5 protein-coding genes and 1 tRNA gene are annotated in these 6621 nt (G+C 65.7%); 5 read left to right on the forward strand and 1 reads right to left on the reverse strand.

Translation table 11 applies throughout. From position 1 onward, the window contains the following. Nucleotides 1-51 precede the first annotated feature (51 nt). Together VX037_RS10745 and VX037_RS10750 are read left to right on the forward strand one after the other, a co-directional pair. Entirely contained in the window at nt 52-1170 is a 1119-nt protein-coding gene (locus VX037_RS10745) for a phosphotransferase family protein (RefSeq protein WP_328714149.1), read from the forward strand. After that, nucleotides 1167-2291 carry a hypothetical protein gene (locus tag VX037_RS10750; protein ID WP_266059639.1) on the forward strand — a complete coding sequence of 375 codons (1125 nt, stop codon included), beginning with the start codon at nt 1167-1169 and terminating at the stop codon, nt 2289-2291. The genes VX037_RS10745 and VX037_RS10750 overlap by 4 nt, the downstream gene beginning before the upstream one ends. A gap of 123 nt (nt 2292-2414) precedes the next feature. Here the strand turns inward: VX037_RS10750 and VX037_RS10755 are convergent, their stop codons facing one another. Further along, on the reverse strand, nt 2415-4682 hold the full coding sequence (locus tag VX037_RS10755; RefSeq protein WP_328714151.1) for a hypothetical protein: 2268 nt from the start codon (nt 4680-4682) through the stop codon (nt 2415-2417). 421 nt (nt 4683-5103) lie between these two features. Here VX037_RS10755 and VX037_RS10760 point away from each other — a divergent pair. The 3 genes from VX037_RS10760 (at nt 5104) to VX037_RS10770 (ending at nt 6424) form a co-directional block, all read left to right on the forward strand. Continuing rightward, nucleotides 5104-5177: transfer RNA gene (locus tag VX037_RS10760), tRNA-Leu, on the forward strand. Between the two features lie 25 nt (nt 5178-5202). Further along, nucleotides 5203-5832: an amidohydrolase family protein gene (locus VX037_RS10765; RefSeq protein WP_328714153.1), complete on the forward strand. Its 630-nt coding sequence runs from the start codon at nt 5203-5205 to the stop codon at nt 5830-5832. Between the two features lie 421 nt (nt 5833-6253). Continuing rightward, a complete protein-coding gene (locus VX037_RS10770; RefSeq protein ID WP_235723633.1) occupies nt 6254-6424 on the forward strand; it encodes a hypothetical protein in 171 nt (56 codons plus the stop codon). Nucleotides 6425-6621 lie beyond the last annotated feature (197 nt).

The following is a 6621-nucleotide window of genomic DNA, read 5'->3' on the forward strand; positions in this document are numbered from 1 at the left end:
GAAACGTGTTCTAATTCACTCCGCCCACCCCCTCGTCCGATGGATGTACCGATGCCCTCAATCGAGTCGCCCGATCCCAGCGAGATCGCGCGCCCCACGTCATCCCGCCGCGACCCGGGGTGGCTTCGTGACCGCCTCGACAATTGGCTCCCCACAGCAGTCGGCGGACCGGCGACCATCACCCGCCTCGAGATCCCCTCGGCCAACGGCATGTCGAGTGAGACCATCGTGCTGGACGCCCGGTGGTCGGGAAGCGCCCACGAACTGGTGGTACGCGTCGCCCCACTCCCGCAGAGCGATCCCGTGTTCCCCACCTACGATCTCGACCGGCAGTTCCGGATCATCGAGCACGTCGCTGCCACCACCGGCGCGGCGGTGCCCCCGCTGTACTGGTCCGAACCCGACCCGGAGCCACTGGGCGCGCCGTTCTTCGTGATGGGCCGGATCGACGGCCTCGTGCCACCTGACGTGATGCCCTACACCTTCGGCTCATGGTTGACCGAGGCCGACGACGACCAACGACGCACCCTCACCGAGACGACGATCGCCACTGTGGCGATGATCCACTCCGCACCGGTCCCCAAGGAGTCACTCGACCTCCCACGCCCGGGCGAGACGCCCCTGGCCGCCCATGTTCGCCGGCTGCGCGAGTTCTATACCTGGTCCTCGGCCGGTCGCGCGGGTTCCCCGCTGATCGAGCGTGGATTCGATTGGGCGATGGCGCATCTGCCCGACGAATCGGACCCGGTGCTGACCTGGGGAGACGCCCGGATCGGCAACGTCATCTACCGGGACTTCACGCCGACCGCGGTGCTGGACTGGGAGATGGCGGCCTACGGCCCCCGGGAACTCGACGTGGCCTGGTTGATCTTCCTGCACAGATTCTTCCAGGACCTCACCGAGATGGCGGGCATGCCGGGACTTCCCGACTTCTTGGCACGCGACGACGTCGCGGCGACGTACACGCGAGTCAGCGGCCACGAGCTCCGTGACCTGGACTTCTATCTGACCTATGCGGCGCTGATCCACGCCGTCGTGATGTTTCGTATCCAGTCCCGCGCCATCCACTTCGGGCAGGCCGAACAACCCGATGACACCGACGACATGATCATGCATCGCGCCACGCTCGAGGCGATGCTCGCCGGAACATACTGGGAGAACGTGCGATGACGCTGTCCCCGATGGACGACTACCCCATTCATCAGGTCGCCGAGGTCATCCGGCATGTGCAGACCTCCGATCGCAACTTCTACGACCGCTACTACTTCAACTGCCACGGCCCGAGTGCGGATTTGCCGTGGTTGATCATCGGACTGGGCGTCTACCCGAATCTCGGTGTGGCGGACTGTTTCGCAGTGGTGCGTCATCACGACGAACACATCGTCGTGCGCGCATCCCGGGCGCTGGGAGCCGATCGCAGCGATCTGCGGATCGGCCCGTTCACCATCGAGATCCTCGAAGGGCTGCACCGTCTTCGGGTCGCGCTCGACCGCGGGCACGGCGACCTCGCGTTCGACCTCGTCTTCGACGCGGCCGGCCCTGCGGTTCTCGAACCGCGCCATTTTCAGCGGCAGATCGAGCGGGTGTTCTTCGACACTCAACGATTTGTACAGACGGGCACCTGGCGCGGGGCATTGACCGTCGACGGCGAGTCGTTTGAGGTCACCGGCCCCGACTGGCGCGGCAACCGCGATCGATCCTGGGGTGTGCGACCGGTGGGCGAGGCAGAGCCACCCGGCCGGAAGGCCGACGCGAACGTGTCCGGGACGTTCTTCTGGATCTACTCGGTGATGCGGTTCGCCGACTTCTCGATCGTCGTCGTGGTTCAGGAGACCGAGACGGGCGAACGAGTGATGGACGACGCGCGCCGCGTCTGGGATGACCCGGATCGCGAACCCGAGTGGCTCGGCCATGTGGCCCATGACATCTCGTTCGTTCCGGGTACCCGCGACGTCGCCGCCGCCACCCTCCGCTTCACCCGCCCGACCGGGGTGGTCACGACCGTGGCCTGTCGGCCCCAGCTGGCCAATCACCTCGCGTTCGGCACCGGCTATGGCCTGGAACCGGATTGGCGTCACGGTATGTGGCAGGGCGAGCTGAAGGTCGAAGACCTCCACCTCAAGGTGTCCGAACTCGATCCCACGATGAAGATGTTCTGTGTCACCGACCATCTCACCCAGTTCGTCGCAACGATCGACGACGCAGCGGTCAGCGGCGATGGGCTGTTCGAATTCGCCGCGATCGGGCCGCACGAACAATACGGATTCACCGACTACACCGATACGGCGTAGCGAGGCCCCCGGCCAACAAATCTACGACGGTGTGGGGATCGCCACGATAAATCGCGCCCCCTGACCAGAGGTCAACGCCGACACGACCGATCAAAGCGTGTCGGCGTTGATCCCCGCCACCGATCAGGCGGCAGCACCGTCACCGCTGTCGGAGCCACTGCTGTCAGAGGTTCCGACGTCCGCGCTGCCGTCGGGGCCGGCAGCGCTGGAGCTGCCGGTATCCGAGCTGCTGCTGCCTGCGTCCGCGGCGTCTGCGCCGGCGGTGTCTGCGCTGCCGCTATCCGAGTTGCCCGTGTCGGACCCGGCGGTGACGGTGCCGGCATCCGAGCCCGTCCCCTCAGAACCGACATCGGTGGTGGCGTCATCGTTCGCGGCGTCTGACGACTCCCCATCATCGGCACGGTGGCGCCCGACGTATGTCGTCGAGGCATCCGTTGTGTCGGTCGGTGCGTACCGTTCGTCGGGCAAGGCATGGCGACCCACGCTCGACGGTACGGCGGTCTCGACCGCGCTCGGTTCGACAACGTCCTGCGGAGTCACCGCCAATTGACTGGCACTCTCTGTGGCGTCAGCGAGCTCGGAGGTGACGTCGGCGGCCTTTGCGGAGGCTGCGGCGATGGCGCTCGAGCCCTGGTTGACGGCCTCGGTGGCGGCGTCGGCGATGGCCTGAGACACCTCGGTGGCCGTCGGGGTCACGTACTTGGTGAACAGCGGGCTGAGTACCGACTCGAGCGTGCCGATCGGGTCGCTCAGGACTCCGCCGGTCGGATCTTCGATCTGTGCCAGCTGGAACAGCATCTCCGGTGTGAGAGTGATGACCGAGGTGGGAACGTCGCCGAGCAGTTGGGAGATGGCATCTGGGATGGTCGACGATACGGAGCCAGAGGGGGCGGACCCCACTTGGAATCCCGGTAGACCCACACCCATGATCGACGGCCCGCTCACGCCGAACCCGTTGGGACCGACGTTGACCGAACCCAGCGAGTACACCACCGGCACCGTCACATCACCGAGAGTGATGGCCGCGATCGTCCATCCCGAGTTGTAGGAGAAACCATCGGGTCCGAGGTGCGAGGACTCCAGCAGGGACGTCTGTTGGGCACCGACTCCCAACGCGGGAAGTGACCAGGTGGAGGTGCTACTCCCGAGAACCGAGTCCACCGACTGTCCGCTGGTCGTCACCAGGCCGGGGCTGAGCTGCATGCCGGTGGTGAACAGGCCGTCGGGCAGGCTGATGCCTGCGGCGTAGACGGGGACCGTCGCGACATAGTCGTCGGCTCCGCTGCCCCCGGGCACCACCACCTGGGTCGCGGCGGCCAACCATCCGGCCTGGCCGCCGAGCGCTCCGGTGTAGGAGCCGCCGGCCTCACGCTGGGTGATGGTGAATCCGCCGACATCGATGCCGTCGAGAGCCGACAACGCGTCAGCGACTCCTGCGTTCGGATCGTAGATGGTGGTGTGCACCTGGTTACCGTCGCCGTCGGTCTCGCCAATCCACACGTAGTCGTACTTGGGTATACAGATGCCCCACCTGCAGGTTTCACCGACCTTGACCAGTTCCTTCGATCCGTTGGAGACCACCAGCGCATCCGGCTGATTCCAATTCTGCCCGAACAACGCCGTGAGCTGTTCGGAGGTGATTCCGTCCATCCTCACCTGGTCCTGGCTGATCCAGGTGGTACCGCTGGCGCCCAACCAGTTGACGGTTCCCGTCCAGTTCGAGGTGGTGCGGCTACCGGTCCAGAAGCCCAGCGCGTCGTCGATCGACGGAATTCCGGTGAGCTGACCGGCATCCTGGTCGACTTTGTTGCCGCCGAGGAGCTCCGCCGCGTCGGCGAGGCCGTTTTGGATACCCGTGTCGAGGTTGACGAGGTTCAGTCCGACCAGCGCCGTTCCCATCTTCGAGTACACCGTCGCCCCGCTGCCGAGCGTGTCGGCCAGCGGCAGCGCCGACAACGCCTGCGCCACCTGCGGGCTGATCCCCGACAGCGCAGTAGACGCGCCGGGGACGTGACTGGTGTCGGGCACGGCGAGCAACAGCTGCCCACCCTGGGTGAGCGCCTCCAGGAAGTTGAGTTGCTCGGTGCTGGTCGAGTACTCGCTGGTGACGACCGGAACCCAGCCATCGGGCAACACTGATGCGGCCGGTGCCAGCATGGCAACCTGGGTACGCCCGAGGTTGTCGGCGATGACGATCAGATTCTCAACAGTTGTGTAGCTGTTCTCGGCGATCGCCTGCGACCCGATCGTCTCGGCACCAGCGGCTCCCGCAGCACCGACGCCCACCGCGATACCGGCGCTCAGGGCCACCACCGCCTTTTGCACCCGACGCGACTTACGCGCTTCGCTCCGCTCCCGCGCCCGCCGCTGTTTCCGGTTGTCTGCCAACATGATCGTTCCCTCCGCACCGCCGCTTCACGCGCCTCAACACGCGCGATTGAAGATATACAGCACCGAGTTAGCAATCGGAAACTTCGGGCAGCTAATTAGATCCTTTGGGGAACGGGCCGGGTCGCGAACTGGCAAACGATCCAGGCGCAAGGACCCGGCAATCAGCCGATCGAACGTCACACCTGCTGACTTGTATCGATTCGCCTTTGGTTTACTGGCGATCTGTGATCAGCCCCTCCCGGGAGGTGATCAACAAGAGGAGGAAGAGGCTGCCGCCATGTGGGTCGGCAATCTGGTGTGCGTCTCGGAATCATGCAGCCATTCGCAGGAGTTCTCCCGCTATGGGAACGCGCCGCACCGGCGAGCGCCTGGGCGCGCCCGGAGGCGGCTCATTCTTCGTGCATGGCATGCTGTCATCCGGGCCCCCATAGCCCAATTGGCAGAGGCAGCGGACTTAAAATCCGCCCAGTGTCGGTTCGAGTCCGACTGGGGGCACCGCATCAGCGCAGGTAGAAGGACTATGAGCCTGGCCAGGGCGCTCAGCCTCCGCGACCGCGGTCCTACCCCGGCGCGTAAGCGGTTTACGCCGTGGATTGTCGGTGGCGCGTGGCAGCATCTGGTGAAGTGGCTTCTCCGCCGACAAAGCAGGAGCGCCAGGTGCTCAACCTCACCGCCGCGGCGTACGACGTTCCTGCGTAACCGGCGTGTCGGAAGTTGTGCGTCAGAAACCAGCCTTCGACACCTTAGATGCGATCGCTCCAGATCCGCGCGGAGAAGATGGACGATCGCATCGCGCACCGGCGCGAGCAGGCAGCCCGGAAGCCAGTCGGGCAACGTGGCCGCCACCGACCTTCTCGACCGCGGACTGCTGCACATTCTGTCGTCCGACTATGTGCCGTCGAGCCCACTGCAAGCGGTGTTTCAATTGGCTGCCGACGGCGTGCTTCAGCTGACCGACGGCGCCCGACTGGTCAGCGGGAACCCGGCTCCAGCAGTCGGCTTGCACGACAGAGGGCAGATTGCCGTCGGTAAGCGCGCCGACTTGGTTCGTATTGCGGCGCATACGGTGTCGACGACACCCAGCCACCTGCGCGGACGGCAGGTACCGGTCGTTCGAGCGGTCTATCGCGAAGGCATCCGAGTCTCGTGAGTGCGCTGGGGCCGGGAGCGTTCGTAGCTGTCGTGGGCGCCAGCGGCGTCGGCAAGGACTCGCTCATCGACTACGCCAAGGCCCGTTGCGACGCCACGTTAGTGCGCAGAGTGAGCACCCGCCCTCCCGGTGACGGTGAGGTGCATCAACCGGTGAGCGTCGCGGAGTTTGAAGCACGGTGTGCGCGTGGCGAGTTCGCGGTCCGCTGGACGGCTCACGGCTTGCGCTACGACATCCCACACACGTCGACGATGCCGTGCGGACCGGACGCACCGTCGTCGCCAACGTGTCACGCGGTGTGCTCGAGGAGCTGGCGACACGCTATGCACGGCTGGCCGCGTGCGGGTGAGCGTGTCCGACCCGGCGCGCCGAGCGCGCCTGCAGGGCCGCGGACGCGAATCGGCGCGACGTCACCGACCGCTTGGCACGACCCGACCCGGCACCCGAGCACAGTGGCGACTTCGTCATCCACAACGACGGCGCTCTCGACGATGCCGGCGACGAGTTCGTGCGAGTGCTACGCACGGTTTCCCACCCCGTGCAGGCCGTCGGTGACACCCGACTGAACACCCCGCGTCGACCACTCGAATGACAGACCCGATTCGGGTATAACGCCACCGCCTCGCGCGTCGATATCCATCATGAGCGACCCAACCATCCCGCACCGGAGGCACTCATGCACCATCGCAGAGTTTTTGCCGCAGTCGTTGTTTGAGGTTCCCCCCGAACCGTAGAGGCATCGATAATGAGGAGCACGATGCCAGAGAAGCGGAAGAAGTACGACCGGGA

This window comes from Gordonia sp. Z-3, from assembly GCF_036233855.1.
Classification (GTDB): domain Bacteria; phylum Actinomycetota; class Actinomycetes; order Mycobacteriales; family Mycobacteriaceae; genus Gordonia; species Gordonia tangerina.

Bases quoted from the DNA above. Each gene is read 5' to 3' on its own strand.
- VX037_RS10745 (WP_328714149.1), top strand. From the start codon at position 52: ATGCCCTCAATCGAGTCGCCCGATCCCAGCGAGATCGCGCGCCCCACG.
- VX037_RS10750 (WP_266059639.1), top strand. From the start codon at position 1,167: ATGACGCTGTCCCCGATGGACGACTACCCCATTCATCAGGTCGCCGAG.
- VX037_RS10755 (WP_328714151.1), bottom strand. From the start codon at position 4,682: ATGTTGGCAGACAACCGGAAACAGCGGCGGGCGCGGGAGCGGAGCGAA.
- VX037_RS10765 (WP_328714153.1), top strand. From the start codon at position 5,203: ATGAGCCTGGCCAGGGCGCTCAGCCTCCGCGACCGCGGTCCTACCCCG.